Source organism: Streptosporangium carneum (assembly GCF_027922005.1).
GTDB lineage: Bacteria > Actinomycetota > Actinomycetes > Streptosporangiales > Streptosporangiaceae > Streptosporangium > Streptosporangium carneum.
The window spans coordinates 37,623-56,566 of record NZ_BSEV01000039.1 but is presented as its reverse complement, the minus strand read 5'-3'; the positions used below and the strand labels follow the sequence as shown (position 1 = coordinate 56,566).

General features: G+C 70.8%; 14 protein-coding genes. 8 read left to right on the top strand and 6 right to left on the bottom strand.

Annotated features, from left to right (window positions below; all coding sequences use genetic code 11):
- Positions 1–24 precede the first annotated feature (24 nt).
- The 3 genes from PKF00_RS40985 to PKF00_RS40975 all read right to left on the bottom strand — a co-directional run bounded on the left by PKF00_RS40985 (position 25) and on the right by PKF00_RS40975 (position 5,681).
- Positions 25–1,311 (bottom strand): ABC transporter substrate-binding protein, encoded by a 1,287-nt coding sequence (locus PKF00_RS40985; RefSeq protein WP_271223166.1) that lies wholly within the window; start codon positions 1,309–1,311, stop codon positions 25–27.
- Positions 1,312–1,564: 253 nt separating this feature from the next.
- Positions 1,565–2,356, bottom strand: coding sequence for an AMP-binding protein (locus tag PKF00_RS40980; RefSeq protein ID WP_271223165.1), 792 nt, complete (start codon positions 2,354–2,356; stop codon positions 1,565–1,567).
- Between the two features lie 847 nt (positions 2,357–3,203).
- On the bottom strand, positions 3,204–5,681 hold the full coding sequence (locus PKF00_RS40975; protein ID WP_271223164.1) for an ATP-binding protein: 2,478 nt from the start codon (positions 5,679–5,681) through the stop codon (positions 3,204–3,206).
- A gap of 521 nt (positions 5,682–6,202) precedes the next feature.
- Here PKF00_RS40975 and PKF00_RS40970 point away from each other — a divergent pair.
- Positions 6,203–8,002, top strand: coding sequence for an ABC transporter ATP-binding protein (locus tag PKF00_RS40970; protein WP_271223181.1), 1,800 nt, complete (start codon positions 6,203–6,205; stop codon positions 8,000–8,002).
- Here PKF00_RS40970 and PKF00_RS40965 read toward each other — a convergent pair.
- The 3 genes from PKF00_RS40965 to PKF00_RS40955 all read right to left on the bottom strand — a co-directional run bounded on the left by PKF00_RS40965 (position 7,990) and on the right by PKF00_RS40955 (position 10,773).
- Positions 7,990–9,507, bottom strand: a complete 1,518-nt coding sequence (locus PKF00_RS40965) for a peptidoglycan D,D-transpeptidase FtsI family protein (RefSeq protein WP_271223163.1) — start codon at positions 9,505–9,507, stop codon at positions 7,990–7,992. The two genes, PKF00_RS40970 and PKF00_RS40965, sit on opposite strands and share 13 nt — an antisense overlap.
- 98 nt (positions 9,508–9,605) lie before the next feature.
- The gene (locus PKF00_RS40960) at positions 9,606–10,046 is read right to left on the bottom strand and encodes a MerR family transcriptional regulator (protein WP_309298476.1); all 441 of its coding nucleotides are present in this window, start codon (positions 10,044–10,046) and stop codon (positions 9,606–9,608) included.
- A gap of 34 nt (positions 10,047–10,080) precedes the next feature.
- The gene (locus tag PKF00_RS40955) at positions 10,081–10,773 is read right to left on the bottom strand and encodes a TetR/AcrR family transcriptional regulator (protein WP_271223161.1); all 693 of its coding nucleotides are present in this window, start codon (positions 10,771–10,773) and stop codon (positions 10,081–10,083) included.
- 71 nt (positions 10,774–10,844) lie between these two features.
- On the opposite strand from PKF00_RS40955, the gene PKF00_RS40950 reads away from it, so the two are divergent.
- The 7 genes from PKF00_RS40950 to PKF00_RS40920 all read left to right on the top strand — a co-directional run bounded on the left by PKF00_RS40950 (position 10,845) and on the right by PKF00_RS40920 (position 18,905).
- Entirely contained in the window at positions 10,845–12,179 is a 1,335-nt protein-coding gene (locus PKF00_RS40950; protein ID WP_271223160.1) for a GH1 family beta-glucosidase, read from the top strand.
- Between the two features lie 168 nt (positions 12,180–12,347).
- Positions 12,348–12,485, top strand: coding sequence for a hypothetical protein (locus PKF00_RS40945; RefSeq protein ID WP_271223159.1), 138 nt, complete (start codon positions 12,348–12,350; stop codon positions 12,483–12,485).
- A gap of 300 nt (positions 12,486–12,785) precedes the next feature.
- Positions 12,786–14,075, top strand: coding sequence for a TfuA-like protein (locus PKF00_RS40940; protein ID WP_271223158.1), 1,290 nt, complete (start codon positions 12,786–12,788; stop codon positions 14,073–14,075).
- 20 nt (positions 14,076–14,095) lie between these two features.
- A complete protein-coding gene (locus PKF00_RS40935) occupies positions 14,096–15,253 on the top strand; it encodes a YcaO-like family protein (protein WP_271223157.1) in 1,158 nt (385 codons plus the stop codon).
- A gap of 31 nt (positions 15,254–15,284) precedes the next feature.
- Positions 15,285–16,601: a hypothetical protein gene (locus PKF00_RS40930; protein WP_271223156.1), complete on the top strand. Its 1,317-nt coding sequence runs from the start codon at positions 15,285–15,287 to the stop codon at positions 16,599–16,601.
- 56 nt (positions 16,602–16,657) lie between these two features.
- Positions 16,658–17,401: a hypothetical protein gene (locus PKF00_RS40925; protein ID WP_271223155.1), complete on the top strand. Its 744-nt coding sequence runs from the start codon at positions 16,658–16,660 to the stop codon at positions 17,399–17,401.
- Between the two features lie 40 nt (positions 17,402–17,441).
- The gene (locus PKF00_RS40920; protein WP_271223154.1) at positions 17,442–18,905 is read left to right on the top strand and encodes an MFS transporter; all 1,464 of its coding nucleotides are present in this window, start codon (positions 17,442–17,444) and stop codon (positions 18,903–18,905) included.
- Positions 18,906–18,944 lie beyond the last annotated feature (39 nt).

The window sequence follows — 18,944 nt, the reverse complement described above, 5'->3', positions numbered from 1 at the left end:
CCCCCGGGCGGGCCGTGCCCCACGTCACTGGCCGGAGCTCTTGGCCGCCTCGGCCAGTGAAGCCTGGAGCGCGGCCACGTCCCTGTCGGTGTGGAACACCCCGACAGCCTCGTTGATCTTGACCCGCCACGCGTCGTTGACGGTGACGCCGTGCTGGATGGACCCGGCGAGCCTGTCGGTGTTCCAGTCCTTGAGCGCCTCGGCGAGATAGTCGGTGTAGAGGGAGGTGTCGGCGTCCTTGCGCGCGGGGATCGAGCCCTTCTTGGGGTTGAAGGCGTCCTGCCCCTCCTTGCTCGCGGCCACCTTCAGCCAGGCCACCGCCCCGTCGCGGTTCGGCGCGCCCTTGGGCAGGGTGAAGCTGTCCGACAGCCACATGAAGGTGCCGCCGGTTCCCGGCGAGGGCGCCCAGTCGAAGTCGACCTTGGACTTCTTGCCCAGGCCGCCGTCCGGCGGGTTGTGGAAGTAGCCGTAGGCCCAGTCGCCCATGATGGTGAACGCGGCCCCGCCGTCGGCCACCTGCTTGGCCGCCGGCTGCCAGTCCTCGGCCGGCTCCCCGGCGTAGGACAGGATCGTCTTGTAGTCGTTCAGCGCCTTGGTCATCGCCGGGCCCGACCAGTCGGCGTTCGCCGTCCAGAGCCCGTTGTAGGCGTCGGTGCCGAGCGAGCCGAGCAGGACGCTCTCCAGCAGGTGCACCATCGTCCACTCCGAGCCGATCGCGAGCGGGACCTTGCCCGTCTGCTTGACCTTCTCCAGAGCGGTGACGAACTCGTCGATCGTCGCGGGCACCTCGGTGACGCCCGCCTTCTTCAGCAGGGCGGGGTTGAACCACATCACGTTGGAGCGGTGGATGTTCACCGGAACCGAGTAGACGTTGCCCTGCACGCTGATCTGGTCGATCAGCTGCCCCGGGAAGACGTCCTTCAGCTTGAGCTCGTCGTAGAGGAAGTTGACCGGTTCGAGCTGTCCCGCCTTGACATACCCCTGCAGCTCCGCGCCCGCGTGCCCCTGGAAGGTGTCGGGCGGGGTGCCCGCCTGGAGCTTGGTGGTCAGCAGGGCGCGCGCCTTGTCTCCGGACCCGCCCGCGACGGCGGCGTCGAAGAACTCCAGGCTGGGGTTCCGCTTCTCGAAGATCGCTCTCATCGCCTTCAGGCCGTCGACCTCACCCGGCCCCGTCCACCAGGAGAAGACCTCGACCTTCTTCTTGTCACTCGTCTGCGAGCCCTGCCCCGCTCCGTCGCCGCCGCCGCAGGCGGTCAGGGCGAGCAGGCTCGCCACGGTGACCGCGACGGCCGCCCTCCACCGTCGTCGCATAACTTCCCGTCCCTTCGGGGTCGAGGTTCCACAGGTTCCCCGAGAAAGATGACAACGTTGTCAGCATGTCCGCACAACAATCAATGCATTTGTCACCGATCTGAGTCAAGGCATGCGTGAACAACGGCTCGGACCCGGATCGCGCGGACGACACCACGTGCCGGCCCGCATGGCGCGCCTCATCCGCCCGGACCCGCGGACGACCCCTCGCCCGCTCGGACAGGCGGCGGCGGACGACGCCACGCCGCCCGGATCACACGCGCTGAACGGCTCCGTCGAGCATGGCCAGGACGGTGACGCCGAAGTCGTGGATGGTCGACGACAGCTCCTCGGACGCCAGGCCGGGAGCGACCACCACCAGCGAGCCGCGCATCAGCGCCAGCCCGACCAGGGTCGTCAGCGCCAGGGTGCACGTCAGCGGCCAGGTCACCAGCAGGACGTCGGACTTCTCCAGCACGACGAGCTTGTCCAGCTCGCCCATCTGCCAGATCAGGTCCTCGTGGGTGAACACGCCGCCGTCCTCGACCTGCAACGCGGGCTGTACGGACGGGTCGAGGTGCGGCAGCGGGGCCGGCGCGAGCAGCAGCAGGTCCGCGAAGTCGACGGTGTCGCGCGCCTGGCCGAACGCGATCACCTGCCGGACCCTGGAGACGTCGGCGGCCTGCAGCGACGTCTCCGCCAGACCGGGAGTCGTGATCAGCAGCCGCGCGTCCAGCCGGACCAGCAACTCGCCCATCTCCCCGCTCCGGGTCTCCCCGCTCCGGGAGGCGATGGGCGCCGCCACTCCGCCCGCGGCGATGACCGTGTGCACCGCGAGGGTCTGGGCGGCCACGTTGTCCACGTGGATGCCCGCCACCTGCTGTCCTCTGGCACCACGCCTGACCAGCCCCGAGGCTCCCCGCGTCACCTCCTCGGCCAGGCGGCGGTAGCCGTAGACCACCCCCGCGCCGAGATCGATCAGCGCGGGCCGGTCACCTCGCTCGTGCGCGCAACCGAACACCGCCTCGGTGACGGTGCCCCTGATGGACGAGGAGGTGGGTCTCATGACGACGACCGTACGGTCGACGTGTCCGCACGGGCATCGACAGATATATGTAAATGAGTGTGTATCCGGGCCCGCCCCCTCTGATGAGCCTTTCCCCGATTCCCCGATGTCTGGCGTCCGATGCGTTCCCCTGTTTCGCGACTTTTTAGGGAAATGCCTGACATTTCGGGCTGGATATCGCCCGCGCCCCCAAGAACGCCCGCCGTCCCGCGAACCCCCGACGAGGTGTTCCGGATCTCCTCGGCTTCCCGGCCTCGCGAGCGTCCCGGCCTCCCCGAGAGCCCCGCCCTGGGCTCCGCCTTCCGGCCCCTGCTTTGCGGGCCCCGCTTTCCGGGCCCCGCTTGTCTGATCCCCTGTTTCCCCTGGTTTCCGAACCCCGAGGTTCTCCGGCCCTCCGAGCGTCCCGCTCGCTGAACGCCCCGGTCTCCGGGTGTCCCGGCTCGCCGGAGGGGTCTTCGCCGCCCCGGTGGGACGCCCCGTCGCGAGGCTCGGCGAGACCCGCCGACCTGGCCCGTTCGTGAGTGCGGGCCCGAGCCCTGCGCGGCTCGAGCCCGCTGTCGCGTGCCCCGTGGCCTTCGGTCCCCACCCCTCCGAGGAGACCTCGACCGTCGGGAGGGACACGCGACGTTCACGATGTGCTCGACCGAGACGCCATGGATGGTGTGGGCCCGCCGTACCGGACCGCCGTCGTGGCGGGCACGACCCGGAAGGCTGGGCGTCATCGGTCGAACACGAGGAAAACGTACGGCGGTCGGCGGGGACGGCGCATGCTCCGGAGTGCGTATCCCGAGATGTATCTGTGCGGCCGCTGATGTGTAGCCCTGTGTGTAGGGGCCGGTTGGGGCCCTCAGGCGCGGTTGTGCTCGATGACCCAGGTGGCGACCTGCGTGCGGGAGGAGAAACCGAGCTTGGCGAGGATGTTGGCGACGTGCCGGGCCGCGGTCGCGGGGCTGATCACCAGCTCGTCGGCGATGGCCTTGTTGCTCAGGCCCCTGGCGACCAGCTCGGCGATCTCCCACTCACGCCCCGTCAGCGTGGTGAGCGGGGCCGCGACCGGGCCCCTGCCGGCCTGCACGGGCATGTCGGGGTGGCACTCGCCCTCGAGGGCGTAGCGGACCGCCTGTTCCTGGGTCATCTCGTTGCCGAGCGCCCACAGCTGGGCGACCATCGCCTCGCCGAGCCGGGCACGGGCCGGCTGGAGCAGCTCCTCCATGCGCGCGCCGAACCCGGACGGCGTGACGACGCCGCTCATCGCGTTCCTGATCGCGGACGAGGCTCCGGCCAGGCGCACCGCCCGCTGGTCGTCCTCCTCGGCCAGCGCCAGCTGGGCGAGCGTCTCGATCCGCCGGGCCACGCCGAGCCGCTGACCGGTTCCCCGGCACAGGCGCAGGCTCTCGATCAGCCTCGCCCGGGCGGTCGCGAGGTCTCCCTGGGCCAGGGCGATCCTGCCGAGCCCCGACAGGCAGGTGATGGTCTGCCAGTGGGCCGTGACGTCCTTGAGCAGGTCGAGGGCCTGCTCGTAGTAGGAGCGGGCCTCGGCCAGATCACCCCGCAGCCATGCGACCTGGGCGAGGCCGATGAGCGCGACCGGTGAGGCCCAGTGGTTGTCGAGCTCGTGGGCGATGGCCAGCGCGGCCTCGAACGAGCGCTGTGACTCCTTGGCCCGTCCCTCGGACAGCGCGAACGTCCCCTCCATCGAACGGATCACCATCTCGTGCCAGGGGTCGTCGACCCTGCGCACCGCCTCGAGGGCCTCGTCCAGCAGGCATCTCGCCCGGTCGGGACGCCGCTGGTAGATGGCCACCCAGGCCAGGATGGCCAGCGCCCCGCTGAGCGGCCCGTGCAGGCCCGTCATCCTGCACAGCTCGGCCGCGGCGGTGCAGGCGTCCTGCGCCCTGTCGGGGTCGCCCTGGCCGAAGGCCACCTGTCCGCGCAGGACGAGCGCGTCGCCGCGCACGCGAGGGGGCAGCACCGCGGGCTCCGTCGACAGCAGGCGGTCCAGCCACTCGTCGGCGGGGGTGAACCTGCCGCCCGCGATGGTCGGCCAGCGCAGCAGGACCAGCAGCTGCAACGCGCTCTCCGGCTCGTCGACCTCCGCGGACCAGCGCACCGCCGCCCACACGTTGGCCTGCAGCTCGTCCAGCAGGACCAGCATCGGGCAGATCTCCGCCCAGGTCGGGCGGGGGTGCCGGACGATCAGCCGATGGCTCCGGCCTGCGATCTCGATCATGTGGTCGCGGTGCCGCCGCCTCAGCTCGCCCTCCTCACCGGAGCTCTCCAGCTGCTCCGCGGCGTACTGGCGGATCGTCTCCAGCATCCGGTAGCGGGTCTCGCCCGCGACCTCGGCGTCGGCCAGCACCAGGGACTTGTCGACCAGGCCGCACAGGACGCTCAGGACGTCCTCGGCCCACAGGCCGTTGCCGTCGCAGACCTTCTCGGCCATGTCCAGCGTCCATCCCCCGGTGAACACCGCCAGCCGCCGCAGCAGGATCCGCTCGGGCTCCTTGAGCTGCTGGTAACTCCAGTCGACGGTCGCCTTCAGCGTCTGGTGCCTGGCCGGGGCGGTCCTGTCGCCGGTGGACAGCAGCCTGAACCTGTCCCTGAGTCTGGCGTGGATCTGCTCGACCGTCAGCACCCTGCACAGCGCGGCGGCCAGCTCGATGGCCAGCGGCATCCCGTCGAGCGCCTCGCAGAGGCTGGCGATCTCGGCGGCGTTGTTCGGGCCGATGGTGAAGCCGCGCGCCGCGGCGGCCGCGCGGTCGACGAAGAGCCGAACGGCCTCGCTGTCCTCCGCGCGCTCGTGGTCGTCCGCCCTGGGCAGCTTGAGCGGCGGGACCCGCCACACCGTCTCCCCCGCGACGCGCAGGGGCTCCCTGCTGGTGGTGAGCACACGCACCTCGGGGCAGACCGTGAGCAGCGTCCGGCAGAACCGGGCGGCCTCCTCGATGAGCGACTCGCAGTTGTCGATGACCAGCAGCAGCTGCCGGTCGGCGAGGGCGTCGAGCAGCGTGTCGGCCAGCGGGCGCGACGGCTCGGCCTTGACCCCGAGAACGGCGGCGACGCGGGGCACGATCAGCTCGTCGCGCACCGCCTCGGCCAGCTCGACCAGCCAGACGCCTCCGGGGAAGTCGGCCGCCAGCTGGGTGGCCACCCTGATCGCCAGCCTGCTCTTGCCGATGCCGCCCGCCCCGCACAGGGTCACCAGCCGGGCGACGCCCAGCAACTCGATGAGCTCCTCCACGTCGCCCTCACGGCCTACGAAGCCGTTGGGCTCAAGGGGGAGATTCCCGCCGGTAAGAGAAATGTGCGCGGTGTCCTGTGTCATCGGCTCTTAATGAGGTCGCGGGGCAGCCGTCACAGAAAGTGTGACACCAATTACCGTGCCGTGCCCAGTCTTAGCACCATTTCGGATGCTCGGATTGGCTGGCCGTCCCCAATGGCCGGTCGCAATGAATTAGCCCGCGCGGCAGGCCCGGGGAACCACCTTACTGACCGTCACCGGCCATCGGATGGCGGATTGTCGGTCTGGCGATTCACACTGCAAACATGGCGGACACTTCCCCAGGCCCCGATCCCGCGTCTCCCCCCTCTCCACGTCGCGCACCCGACTCCCTGCCGGATCCCCCGTCCCCTCCCTCGCCACGCCGCGCGCCCGACTCCCTGCCCGACTCCGCTTCGCCCCCCGCTCCGCGCCGCGCGTCCGACACGCTGCCCGACACCGTCCCGGGCGCAGACGCCGTCCCCCGCCCCCTCTCCGGCACAGTGCCCGCTCCTGAGCCCGGCCCCGTGTCCGAGTCCGAGCTGGGCGAGCTCAACCTCTCCGAGTGGCACGCCCACGCCGACAAGATGACCGGCGTCGGGTTCCTGACCATCGCCAGGCGGCTGCCCGCCCTCGTCGCGCAGGCCGTACGGCTGGCATGGCTGGCCAGTCCCCGCGACACCGTCGTCACGATCAGCCTGAGCCTGCTCGGCGGCGTGTTCACCGCGTTCGGGCTGCTGGCCACGACCGGGGTGCTGTCGGCCCTGTTCGAGGCGGGCCCGACCCCGGAGCGGGTCATGGCCGCCCTGCCCAGTCTGGTCCTGGTCGGCGTCGCGGGCACCCTGCGCACGCTGACGCAGGCGGGCGCGGGGTGGGCGCAGTCCCGGCTCGACCCCCAGGTCGGCAGGATCGCGGAGGAGCGGCTCTACGGGCTGACCAGCCAGGTCAGCCTGGCCGCCTTCGACGACCCCGACTTCCACGACGCGCTCCAGCGGGCCAGGTCACGCGGGGTCTCGATGGCCGACGTCGTGGTCAGCACGGCCATCAACGTGCTGACCGCCGTCATCGGGATCGCCGCGGCCGCGGGCGTGCTCGGGGTGCTCCATCCGGCGTTGCTGCCGCTGCTGGTGCTGGCGGTGCTGCCGGACGCGTGGGCGGCGGTCCGCACCGCGCGCATGCGCTACACCACGATGTACGCGATGATCCCCGCCGTCCGGCGCAAGTGGATCATCTCGGAGCTGCTGGCGGAGCGCGAGCCCGCCGCCGAGGTGCGCTCCTTCACGATGCGGAGCTTCCTGCTGCGGATGTACGACGCGGTCGCGACCGCCGAGCAGAACGTCATGCTCGGCCTGGCGCGGCGGCAGACGGTCGCCAGGATCGTCGGCGAGGCGCTCGGCGGACTCGGGACGGCCGTGGTCTACGTCGCCCTGGGCCTGCTGCTCGCCGCGGGCGCGGTGCCGCTGGCGGTCGCGGGCACCGCCGTGCTGGCGATCCGCTCGGGACAGACCTACCTGTCGAACCTGATGTACGCCACCAACCGGCTCTACGAGGAGGGGCTGTACTTCACCGACTTCCTCGACTTCTGCGCCGACGCGGAGAGCCGCGTCGGCTCCGGCCGTCCGGAGAAGGCCCCCGAGACGTTCGAGCGCATCACCGCGCAGGACGTCGTCTTCACCTACCCCGGCTCGGACACCCCCGCCCTGCGGGGCGTCTCCGTGCACATCGACAAGGGGGAGGTGATCGCCCTCGTCGGCGAGAACGGCTCGGGCAAGACCACGCTGGCGAAGATCCTGTCGGGCCTGTACGAACCGGACAGCGGACGCGTCCTGTGGGACGAGACCGACCTGGTGGACGTCGACCCCGAGGAGCTTCGGCACAACATCGCGGTCATCGCCCAGGACCACACGCGCTGGCCGCTGACCGCCAGGCACAACATCAGCATGGGCACCGACAAGGGAGAGTCCGCGCTGGTCTCGGCGGCCGAGGTCGCGGGCGCCGACCAGGTCGTGGCCGAGCTGCAGCACGGCTACGACACCCTGCTCGACAGGCGGTTCAAGAACGGTCAGGAGCTGTCCGGCGGCCAGTGGCAGCGGATCGCGATCGCCAGGGGATTCCACCGGGACGCCCCCCTGCTGATCTGCGACGAGCCGACCGCCGCTCTCGACGCGCGCGCCGAACACGCCCTCTTCGAGCGCGTCAGGCAGCACGCCGACGGCCGTACGGTCCTGCTGATCACCCACAGGCTGGCCAGCGTCCGCTACGCCGACCGCATCTACGTCCTCGACCACGGCAGGGTCGCCGAGCACGGCACCCACAGCCAGCTGATCGGGGTCAACGGCCTCTACGCCGACCTCTACGGGCTGCAGGCCAGCGCCTACTCGACCTGATCGTCCCGCTCCCCCGGCGGGCTTCCGGCCGCCCGGTCCTCGTCGGAGGGCGGCTCCAGCACGGCCCGCATGATCGCCCGGGCGATGGGGGCCGCGACCTCGCCGCCCGAACCTCCGTGCTCGACGAGGACCCCCACCGCGACCCTGGGGGCGGCGGCCGGGGCGAAGCCGGTGAAGACCGCGTGGTCCCGCCCCTCGACGGAGTTCTCCGCGGTGCCGGTCTTCGCGGCGACCTCGACGCCGGGAATGGCCGCGGCCTCCCCTGTGCCGCCGGGCCTGGTGACCGTGACCATCATCGCGGTGAGCCGGTTGGCCTCCTCGGCCTCCAGCGTCCTGCGGTACACCGACGGCCTCGCGCCGTCGATCACCGTGCCGTCGGCGAGGCGGACCTCCTCGACCAGGTAGGGGCGCATCAGCGAGCCGTCGTTCGCCACCGCCGCCGACAGCATGGCGACCATGAGCGGGGTCGCCCTGTCGTCGAACTGTCCCAGCGCCGACATGGCGGTCTGCGCCGTGTCCATGTCCCGGGGATAGACGCTCTCCGCCACCGGCATGGGCACGGCGAGGTCGTCGGCGTCGAAGCCGAACGCCCGCGCCTGCTCGCGCAGCGCGTCCTGGCCGAGATCGATGCCCAGGTTCGCGAACGGCGTGTTGCAGGAGACCTTGAACGCGTAGGCCAGCGGCGGGTTGCCGCTCCCGCAGGAGGCGCCGCCCGAGTTGCGCAGGTAGGCGCCGGTGCCGGGCAGGCGCAGGGCGACCGGCGCGCTGACACCGGTGGTCGGGCGGTACCTCCCCGAGCCGAGCGCCGCGGCGCTGGTGACGACCTTGAAGGTGGATCCCGGCGGGTAGTTCCGCTGGATGGCCCGGTTCAGCAGTGGTTCACGGGCGTCGTTCCGCAGCAGCCTGTCGGCCCTGTCGAGCTTGGCGGCGTTGAAGGTCGTGTAGACGTTCGGGTCGTAGGAGGGGAAGGAGGCCATCGCCAGGATCGCCCCGGTGGCCGGCTCGATGGCGACGGCGGCCCCGCGCAGTCCTGTGGCGCGCAGTCCCTCGTAGGCGGCGCGCTGCGCCCTGGGGTCGACGGTGAGCCTGAGCGTCGCCCCCGCCGCGGTGCCGTCGAGCAGCGAGTACAGCCTGACCCTGGGGTCGGCGCCGGACAGCACCGCGTCCTCCGCCTTCTCCAGCCCTGCCGTGCCGTACAGGGAGAGGTGACCGGTCACGGGCGCGTAGACGGGCCCGCCGGGATAGGCCCGCCGGTACCTGTACTCTCCGCCGCCGTCCTCGACGCTGGTCGCGACGACGCCGCCGTCGCGCGTCAGGATGTCACCGCGCGGAACGCCGAAGCGCGCGATCACCGTCCGCCTGTCGCGGGGGTCGTCGGCGAGCCGGGCGGCCCGGAAGGCCTGGAGGTAGGTCACGTTGGCGAGCAGCGCGAACATCATGGCTCCGCACGTCAGGGCGACGTGCCGAAGTGGAATATTGATCCGGCGTGCGCGCGGTGCGGCCATCGGCCCCTCCCCCGGTCCCGCTACCGGTCTAACAGGCGAAGCGGAAAGGAGGGGCAGCCCCGGGGCAAAGCGGTCGTACGACTTCTAATCCACCGATGTCACAGCTTCTGATCAGCCTGCGGCACGGCACGGGACCGGCCGCCACCACGGCTTCCGACCAGGTCGTCACATGGGGGCACGTCGATCACCGCACGGTAGTGACCGACCTTGTTCCGGATCGCCCGCTGCTTCTCGCGCAGGTTCGCCACCTGCCCCTCGACCCGCCTGTCGTGGGCCTCGAGCAGCGCGACCCTGTCAGGGATCGTGTGGTCACCCGCCCTGACCAACTCCGCGAAGCGGAGCATCTCGGCGATCGGCATCCCGGTGTCGCGCAGGCAGCGGATGAGGCCGAGCCATCCGACGTCGGCCTGGGTGAACCTGCGCTGCCCCGCGGCGTTGCGGCCCACCCGCTCCAGCAGTCCGATCCGCTCGTAGTAACGCAGCGTGTCGAGGCTGAAACCGGTCTCCTCGACCACCTGTCCCGGCGTGTAGACACTCACGTCCCGCAGCATCCCACCTGGAGTGCGCTCCAGGTCAAGCCAGGGCGCCCGCTCCGCCTCGACCGCCGGGAGCGTCGCCGGGCAGATGGTCCGACAGGTAGCGGCGGACCAGGCGCTTGCACTCCTCGATCAGGTCGGGGTCGCCGTCGCGGTGCGAGCGGAAGGCGAGCTTGAGCACGGCGTCCGCCGCCTCGACCGCGACGACCAGCGCCCTGTCCAGCCTCGGCCCGATCGGGGCTCCGAGCAGGTCGATCGTGATCGCGCGGAGCCGGTCGGCCACGATGACGTTGTTCTCCAGCGCGGCGTCGAGCATCCGCTCGCTCCCCTTGAGCGCGGGGCCGCCGGGGGTCGGCAGCACCTCGCCGAAGTCGACGACCGCGAACCCCGGCGTGGACCGCTTCATCACGACGAACTCGTCGATCGCGAGGTCCACCATCTCCGTCCAGTCGGACAGACGCACCTCCGCGAGCCGGGCGGTGACCCTGTCGAGGAACGCGTCCAGATTGCGCAGCGCCAGCGCGCGCACCAGCCCCTGTTTGTCGGGGAAGAACTGGTAGAAGGTGCCGATCGGCACTTCGGCCCGGCGCGCGACCTCCTTGGTCGTCAGGGCCTCGTATCCCACCTCGTCCAGCAGTCGCGCGCACTCGTCCAGCATGCGCTCGACGCGCTCGAGGCTGCGGCGCTGGGCCGGACGACGGCGGAGCGTCCCTCCGGAAACGTTCGTCATCACTCCATCATCCCCTATGCGGAACCGGCGGCGATTAACATGACTCCTACTCATGTCTTATGGAGGCCCGGATGTTCCTTTGGGGTACGGCGACCGCGTCCTACCAGATCGAGGGCGGCGTCACGGAGGGCGGCCGGGGCGTCTCCATCTGGGACACCTTCACCCGCGAGCCGGGGCGCGTCCGGGACGGCCGGACCGGCGACGTCGCCTGCGACCACTACCACCGCTGGCCGGAGGACGTCGCACTGATGGCGGACCTCGGCGTGAACTCCTACCGCCTGTCCATCGCCTGGCCTCGGATCCAGCCCGAGGGCAGGGGCCCCGCCAACCAGGCGGGCCTGGACTTCTACGACCGGCTGACCGACGCCCTGCACGAGCGGGGCATCCTCCCCGCGGCCACGCTGTTCCACTGGGACCTGCCCCAGGCCCTCGAGGACGAGGGCGGCTGGCTGAACCGTGACACCCCGCACCGCTTCGCCGAGTACGCCGCCCTCGTCGCCGACAGGCTGGCCGACCGGATCCCGATGTGGATCACGCTGAACGAACCGTTCGTGCACATGGTCTACGGCCACGCCCTGGGCGCCCACGCCCCCGGCAGGGCGCTCCTGCTGGACGCGCTGCCGGTCGCCCACCACCAACTGCTCGGGCACGGCCTGGCCGTACGGGCGCTGCGCGAACGGGGCGCGGAACGGGTGCTGATCACCAACAACTGCACCCCCGTCTGGCCCGCCTCGGACGACCCCGCCGACCTGGCCGCCGCCGACGCCTACGACACGCTGCACAACCGGCTGTTCAACGACCCCGTGCTCCTGGGGTCCTATCCCGACCTGTCGGCGTACGGCGTGACGCTCGACTGCGTCCGGGACGGCGACCTCGACCTGATCTCCGCCCCTCTCGACGGCCTCGGCGTCAACTACTACAACCCCACCCGGATCGCCGCCCCGACGACGGAAGGCCTGCCGTTCACCGACACCGGCGTCACCGGCCACCCCACCACCGGCTTCGGCTGGCCCGTCGTCCCCGACGGCCTGCGCGAACTCCTCGTCGGCCTCAGGTCGAGGTACGGCGACGCCCTCCCCCCGGTCTACGTCACCGAGAACGGCTGCTCCCAGCCCGACCTCCCCGGCCCCGACGGCGTGGTCGACGACCAGGCCAGGATCGCCTACCTCGAGGGCCACATCGACGCCCTCGAACAGGCACGGGCGGAGGGCGTGGACGTGCGCGGCTACTACGTCTGGTCCCTGCTGGACAACTTCGAGTGGGCCGAGGGCTTCACCCAGCGCTTCGGCCTCGTCCACGTCGACTTCGCCACGGGGAAACGCACTCCGAAGGCGTCGTACCACTGGTTCAGGGACCGGATCGCCACCGGGGGAGATCGTTCGGACGACGCGAACTCGCCCCACTGACAAATTCGGATATAAATATATTTTTCATTGGAACTGAAAGGGCAATTCACCCGTCAGCAAATAACGGCTTGACCGAGCCGGAACGGGAAATGACAATCTCATCCCAGGGGGCCGACAATGAGCGCCCCAGATGCCTGAAACGGGCGTCCACAAGGGAAGGGGAAGCATATGTCCACCAATCCCAGTGATGTTGTGACCGATGTCACGGCCAGCATTGCCCGGCAGATCGAGGCCGAGGACTTTCGTGAGCTCTTCGAGGGGATCTCTCCCTCGATGATCTGCCACGACGCCGCGACGCAGGACTGACGGTCCACACCGGTCAGCACGGAAAGTCAGCCGAGTCCGCGGACGAGACCCCCGTCGTGTCCGCGGCCTCGGCCCTCGGTGAAAGCCTCAGAACACCGCCTCCGCCGGAAATCACCGAAGCCGTTTCCCTTTTTCTCAGGGGCGGCTTTCTCAGGGGCGGCGCCGGTCCACCGAAAACGGAACAGACGTCCCGGAGGGCGAACCGCCATTCCACGAGGCGGCGCGGAGCCGAACCGGCCGGCAGGGCGCGACACCGCGAGGCACCGGATCCCGCCGGTGAGAGAGCCGTGAGGAAGCCGAATGCACGAAGAGAAATCCTTCCAGCGTCAGCCGAGGATCCACGTCTTCAGCGGCCCCACCCTGGATCCCGGCGAGGCGCGACGCTCGCAGCCGAACGTCGTCGCCCACGGGCCCGTCAAACACGGCGACCTCTTCGACCCCGCCATCGGGCGCGACGACGCCGTCCTCATCGTCGACGGGCTGTTCCACCAGTCACGCGCCCTGCGGCACAAGGAGATCCTGCACGTGCTGCACCGGGGGGTCGGCGTCTACGGCGCCTCGAGCATCGGCGCGCTCCGCGCGGTCGAGCTCCGCGACCACGGCATGGCCGGGCTCGGCGAGGTGTACCTGCAGTACGCCCGCGGCGAGATCGAAGGCGACGACGAGGTCGCCGTGGCGCAGTCGCCTTCGGGAGACCAGCGCGCGCTGAGCGTCCCCATGGTCAACGTCAGGGCGATGCTCCGGCGGGCGGTCGAGGAGGGCGTCCTCGCCGATCCGGCGGCCAGGCGTCACGCGGAGCTGTTCCGGGCGATCTACTACCCGCAGCGGACCCTCGTCACGATGCGTGAGGTGAGCCAACAGGCGGAGGGCGCCGCGTTCGTCGACTGGCTGACCGGGCGTCTCAGGGAGGACCCGCACTTCTGCGACCTCAAAAGAGCCGACGCCCTCCTCGCGATCGACCAGGTGAGCCGGAGACTGCGAACCGGCGACCGGTCCCGCCCGCGCCCTCCCCGCTCTGACCGGGAGTGGCGCACGGCCTTCTACCGCGACTGGGTCAACCACTTCGCCCGCGACGCGGCGGATCCCGACATCCCCGCCCGGCTGAGAGTCCGCTACCAGCAGATCTTCGACCCGGGTTTCCCGTCCGTCTGGACCGACTACCTGCACCGGCTCTCCGAGACCCCCGCGGACGGGTCGCCTCCCCTGCCCCTCGCCAAGCGCATGGAGGGATTCCATCGGGACGCGGGCGCGCTCAGGGCGACGGACGTCTTCCGTCCCCGCCTCGACCTCGGGCGTCCGGAGTCGCTCCGTCTGCTGCTCAGGCACGAGACCGCCGACGACAAGGCGCGCATCCGGTCATGTCTGGCGGAGAACGCCTCGTTCGCGACGAGGCGTCCGGGGCTGAGCCACCACCTCATGCGCGGCTCCGTGACGGCGAAGCTCCTGAGCGACATATGGCGGATCCAGGAGGACGGCCTGCGTCACGAAGCGGCCCGCCGGGGATTCCGGAGCACGGAAGAGGCCGTGGAGGCGTTCAGGGAATTCGTCCTCGGACACTGCTCCATGATCCGCACCGCACTTTCCAGCTGATCGAATCCCGGAGTGATCAGGTGAACCCAGCGGAAGACAAGATCAGACTCCCCGGAACACACCGGACGCGCACCCCTGAGGAGACCTGGGCCGTCGCGAAACGGCACCTCGACAGGGTCGGCATCAGCCGGGTCGCGGACGTCACCCATCTGGACTGCATCGGCGTGCCCGTCTGCCTGGCCATCCGGCCTGGCTCGGAGACGCTCGCGGTCTCCCAGGGAAAGGGCGCGACGCCGCTCCTGGCGAAGATATCGGCCGTCATGGAGTCGATCGAGCTCTGGCACGCCGAAAGGCCCGCGGTGGAGACCTTCACCGCCTCCGCCGAGGAACTGGACCTGCCGTACGGCCTGGCCGACCTGCGCATCAGAACGGAGCTCGCGCCGTACCGCGACAGCCTGCGCCTCGACTGGGTCGAAGGGGTCGGCACGGTCAGCGGGCGCGCCGTCCCCGTGCCCGCCGACCTCGTGGGGCTCACTCTCGCCGCCGGCCTCGACTGGCGGCCCGCCGCCCTGCACGCCTCGAGCAACGGCCTGGCGTCGGGCAACAGCCGGGAGGAGGCGGCCCTGCACGCGATGTACGAGCTCGTCGAACGCCACGCGACCAGCTTCCTCAGGCCCGGAGCGCGTGACCGGCGGCGGACCGTCCGCGTCGAGACGATAACCGGCGGCCACTGCACGGCCCTGCTGGACGCCCTCCACGCCGCGGGCGTGGACACGGAGGTCTCCTTCGTGCCGAACGAGTTCGGCCTGCCGTGCTTCGTCTGCTTCGTCTGGTCACCGGAGTATCCCGTCCTCTGCGCCGGATCGGGGTGCCACTCGAACGCCGAGGTCGCGCTCTCCCGCGCCCTGACGGAGGCCGTCCAGACGAGGCTCACCGGAATCTCCGGGACACGCGACGACATCCCGTCCGGCAACGCGGCCCTGGAGACGGGCATGGGGGGCATGGTCGCGCCGAGGTTCGATCCCGGCGGTCTCACGTGGGCCGAAGCCGTGCAGGAGACGCCCTTCGACTCCGACAGCATCGCCGCCGAGTTCCGCTCGGTCGCCGAGCACGTGGAACGGACCGTCGGCCTGGAACCGGTCATGGTCGACATCTCGTCGGCTCCGGAGGACTTCTCCGTCGTCCGGATCGTCGCGCCGGGTCTCGCCTACCGCAACCGCGGCGTCATCCCCCGGTGAACGCCACCCTCGGCCCCCTGGCAGGCAGGCGATGAACTGGTGCGCGGCACTGACCCTGGCGCTCGTCGGACACCAGGCGAACAACGTCCTGCGTGAGGGAACGGGCTACGTTCTCCACACCTTCGCGCCGGTGACGGGCGTCCCGCTGCCCCGCGCCCTCGTGGCCGCGCTGCAGACCTCGCTGCTCCCTGTCTGCACGGCGCTGTTCCTGCTCGGCGGACGCCCCGGCGGCCTGGTCGCCGTCGTGCTGCTCGCGCTCTGGGTGGCGGTGCAGAACTGGCGGCTGTCGAACCACGTCTGGCTGGCGTTCCTGGCCGTGGCCCTGTTCCAGGCCGTGCCCGCCGACCACGCCGGCGAGGTCGCGAGGTTCCTGCTCGGCGGGGTCTATCTCACGGCGGGCCTTTTCAAAACCAACCACCAGTTCCTGGCGACGGCGCGAAGCTGCGGCCGGCTGATCCCCCGCCTGTACGCCGAACGGACCGGTCTCAGGCTCGGCGACCGCCTCCTGTCCCGCGTGCCCCTCGCGGTGGTGGCGACAGAGCTGCTCCTGGGGGGCGCGCTTCTCCTGAACGCCCCTCTCCTGCCGCTCTTCGCGGTGGCCGCGGGAATGCACCTGCTGTTCGGTCTGACGGGAAACTTCCCCTTCTCGCTCGTCGCGCTCTGCCTGTGGGCGGCGGCCGCCGAGCCCCCGGCGGGATTCGACCGGCCGCCCGCCGTCCCGTTGACCCTGGTGGCGCTCGCGTCGCTGGGGATCGGCGTCCGGTTCGGCACGAGGTGGATATACCGGAACACCAGGGCGGGCGGCGTGCTGTGCGGTGTCTTCGCCATGGTCTTCGGGACGGCGGTGTACGCCATGATCGCCTCCGGCGCGTTCGCGGACAGCCCGATCGACCCCGGTTCGGGGTGGACGGCACTGGGTGTGGCGTCGCTGGCCGGAAACCTGCTCTCCGTCGTCATGGGGCTGCGCACGGAATGGGCGTTCACCATGTTCTCCAACGTCCGACCCCACGGCCCGGTGAGAGTGCTCGGCCGTGCTCCGCGTTGGCGGGCCCCGTACTTCGAGCTGTCCCTGCCGCGGAGCTTCCCCGAGGGGCTGCTGTCGGTGATTCCCCCCGCGATCCTGTACCAGGCGACCTCGGGGACGAACGTCGTCTACGGTCCGGTGGCCTTCCGGCTGGAAAGGCTCGCCCGGCGGTTCGGGGTGAGCCTCGAACCGGTCCGCGTCGAGTACTCCCCCCTGTCGAACGCGTTCCGGACAGACCCGGCGAGGCGGGCCGAGCCCCGGCCCGGCCCGCTCCTCTTCCCGCCCCTGATCCCGCGGGACTGCTCGATGCCCGCCCTCCGGTGAACCCGCCGCCCCCGCGAAACCCTCCGGTGAACCCGCCGACCTCGGAAAGGGTGACGATGCACCAGGAAGAAGAGATCGTTTACCTGCACTCCCGGGGTTACGAGCTCCGCGTGCTGCGCCGTACGCCGGAGGTGGTCGCCAGCCCCCTGCTGCACGTCTTCTTCCACGGTCAGGTCGATCGGGCGCGTTTCGTCCCACCCGTCTACCACCGCAGGAGAAGCTCCCTCCGGCTGGAGGCGATATGCCTCTTCGCCTCCGACCCCGTGCTGCTCTTCAGCCGGGAGCCGTCGATCGGCTGGTTCCTGCTGGGGGACGACGAGTTCTGGCCGCGGCTGGACGACCTGACGGCCCGCGTCTGCGCGGAGAACGGACTGTCCGGAATCGCCTGGCACGGTCCCTCCGCGGGCGGATACGTCGCGATACGCAACGCCCTGCGCTCCAGGACGCCTGGCCTCGCCTTCGCCGTCGGCCCGCAGAACGACCCCAGACGGTTCCCCTACTGGCGGGAGTTCGCCCCGACGGCCGCGGGCGAACTGGCCGGGCAGGACGTGCCGCCGATCACCGAACTGCTCCGCGAGACCCCTCCCGCCGCCGACAGGGCCGTCTACATCACGGTCAACGACCGGGACTACCACCACCTGAGGTTCCACATCGAGCCGATCTTCACCGAGTCGTCGGCCCTGCGGAACGTCCACATCTCGCTGCTGCGGAACGGGCTCGGGCACGAACGCATCACCGAGGTCGACTACTGGACCGGCTTCGCGAAGGCGGTGGACATGTTCGGCGGCGTCGGACGCTGACCCCGTGACGGCATCGGAATCCTCCTCCCGGAAAGCGACCATGACTTCAGACAACGACAGGACCGCCGTCCTCACCCCGGTGCGCGAGGCCGGAGTCCTCCGCGTCGCCTCGTTCAGAAGGCTCTGGCTGGCCAACCTCGCGGGAAGCGTCGGCCAGCAGTTCGGAACGCTGGCCCTCAGCGTCACCGCGGTCACCGCCCTGCACGCCTCGACGTTCGAGATGAGCGTCATCACCGCCCTCGGGTCCATGGCGTACCTGGTCCTCGGCATCCCCTCCGGCGTCTGGGTCGACAGATGGTCGAAGAAGAGGGTTCTCCTGACCGCCGAGGCCGTCCGCGCCGTCGCCGTGGCCAGTGTTCCCCTCGCCTTCGTGCTCGGCGTCCTGTCCGTGCCGCAGCTGATGGCGGTCGCCGCCGTGACCGGGGTGGCCGACCTGTTCTTCAGCGTGGCCCACACCAGCGTCCTGCCCGCCATCGTGAGCAGGGAGAGGGTGTCGGAGGCGTCGGCCAGGCTCCAGACCAGCGACACCACCGTGCGGGTCGTGGGGCCGGGGCTGGCCGGACAGGTCCTGCGGTTCGCCGGCGGCCCGCTGGTCTACGGCGTGACCGCGGTCACGCACGTCCTGTCGTGGCTGTTCATCTCGGGCATCGACCTCGACGAGCCCGCCACGCGGAACAGCGGCGAACGCGCGGCACGGAACGGCGACGAACACACCGCGCGGAACGTGAACGAGCCCGCCGCGTCCACCACGTCCACCGCCTCGACCATGTCTGGCAGGTCCGGCGGATCCGGCGGCGGGTCCGCCGCGTCCACCGCGTCCGGCGGGACCGACGGGTCCGGTGCGCGCGCCAAGGAACACGCCCCCTTCTGGAGTTCGCTCAGGACAGGACTCGGCTTCGTGGCCGGGCACCCCGTCCTGCGCACCTTCCTGATGTCCGGCGCACTGATCAACATGGGGGCGGGCGCCTACGGCGCGGTTCTGGCCCTGTTCGTCCTGCGCGACCTGGGGCTGAGCCCGGCGACGCTCGGCATGGCCACCTCCGTCGGCGCGCTGGGAGGGATCGTCGGCTCACTCGCGGGGCTGCGGGTGAAGAAGGCGCTGGGGTCCATCCGGGCCGTCATCACCTGTTACTGCTCGCTCTCCGCGGCCTTCGCCATGGTGCCGCTGGCCGCTGTGCTGCCCGTCCCCCATGTCGTGCCGATCACCGCGAGCAGCCTGCTCTTCAGCGCTTTGCTGGTCATGGCCAGCATCAGCTCGACCGGGATCAACGCCCGCGTGACGCCCTACGCGCTGATGGGACGGGTCACCTCGGCCAGACGGTTCGTCACCATGGGCGCGATCCCCGTCGGCGCGATGCTCGGCGGCCTGGTGGCCTCCCTGGCCGGCAACACGGCCACACTCTGGCTGGCCGCCTCCCTCGCCGCCCTCACGATCGTCCCCTTCGTCTTCTCCCCGCTGCTGACGGTGCGGGAACTCCCCGAGAAATGGGAGGCGAAGCCCTGATGCCCACCCACCGCTCCCCGTACGGCCCCTTCCCCCCAC